This is a genomic window from Flavobacterium sp. SM15, from assembly GCF_022012335.1.
Classification (GTDB): domain Bacteria; phylum Bacteroidota; class Bacteroidia; order Flavobacteriales; family Flavobacteriaceae; genus Flavobacterium.
The window spans coordinates 1-1,419 of record NZ_JAKLTO010000023.1 but is presented as its reverse complement, the minus strand read 5'-3'; the positions used below and the strand labels follow the sequence as shown (position 1 = coordinate 1,419).

Sequence of the window (1,419 nt, the reverse complement as noted above, 5' to 3'; positions counted from 1 at the left end):
GTGAATTTTATTACCCGTGAATGGTTTCTTTTTTCCCGTATTTGGCAATTACCGTAGCCTCATACTCCAGCCATTCTTTCCAACGTTTATCAACGTCGACTTTTCTTTATTAAGGGAAAGCAACATTTATTCAGATACTTTTACTAAGCCGCTATTATACTTGAAAGAAGTAAATTAATAAGATAGCAAAAAAAGCTGCCCATTTCTGAGCAGCTTTAAGATCTGATTTATTTGGGATTTAGTTTTTGATGAATTTTTTACTTGTTGTTGATCTGCCATCAGAAACTTCGATAATATAAGTCCCTTCTTTTACTGAACCAACATTAACAGCGTTGTTCTCAATTGTTCCTGCAGCTAGTTGTTGACCTAATAAATTGTAGATTCTGTATGAAGTTGTAGTGTCTTCATTAAGACCTGAGAAAAATAATGTTCCATCTTTTACAGGATTTGGATACAAATTGAATGAAAGTTTATTTATTTCTTTATTTTCAGTTGCAGTATTATTAATAGCTTCTTTAGTTGCAGTATTAACTATTGTTTCTTCAGTTTCAGTGTCTATTTCAGGTTTAGCAGTTGTTCCTGTTGAAATGATAACAGTATAATCTTCAACTTCTCCATTAGCAAATACATCACATGCTCCTGCAGCAGAATTATATTTCATAGAAACTCTCATTCTTGTTGCTCCTTGAAGAGCTGTAGAAGGAATGATGAAACTCCCGCTAACATTTGAAGCTTTGCTTTTTGATTTACTGAAAACCAATTCATTAGAAGCAAAATTCCCGTCTTGGTTGTAATCAATCCAAACAGAATGTGCTTCATTGGTTGATGTGCCATTCCAAGCCGGAGTAATAGTTATTGTTACTGTAGAACCCGTTGAAATGCTTGTTGACTGCGAGGTGTAGTTTCCATATCCATTGTTGTTTCCAGATAGGTTGTTGATGCTGCCAAATTGAACACGGTTAATGTATTCCCTTGCAGTGCTACCGCTTGAAGTACAATATGATGCACCATTGTTCATTGTTGTTACAATCACAGTGTTGCTGGCAGATGATGCATTTCCAGCTGCATCTTTAGCTTTCACATAAAAGTTATAAGTTGTGGAAGCTGACAAACCCGCTACCGCTAATGTTGTTGCAGTAGTGGTAGTTTTGAGTACACCATTTTGATAAACATCATAACCCGTTACCCCAACATTGTCAGTTGCCGCAGTCCAAGATAAGTTAGTGCTTGAAGTCGTAGTTCCTGAAGCAGAAAGAGTTGAAGCAGTTGGTAAAGAAGTATCCGCTAGAGCTGATGTTGTTACAATCACAGTGTTACTAGCCGATGATACATTTCCAGCTGTATCTTTAGCTTTCACATAAAAGTTATACGTTGTAGATGCCGATAAACTGGCTACTACTAATGTAGTTGCTGTAGTGC

1 protein-coding gene and 1 pseudogene are annotated in these 1,419 nt (G+C 36.4%); both read right to left on the bottom strand.

The annotated features are described in order from the left end of the window. Positions 1–10: 10 nt before the first annotated feature. Positions 11–100: pseudogene (locus tag LZZ90_RS13955) on the bottom strand (tRNA 2-methylthio-N6-isopentenyl adenosine(37) hydroxylase MiaE); the annotation flags it as partial. A gap of 138 nt (positions 101–238) precedes the next feature. After that, a partial coding sequence (locus LZZ90_RS13950) for a GEVED domain-containing protein (RefSeq protein WP_237791317.1) occupies positions 239–1,419 on the bottom strand: 1,181 nt, incomplete at its 5' end.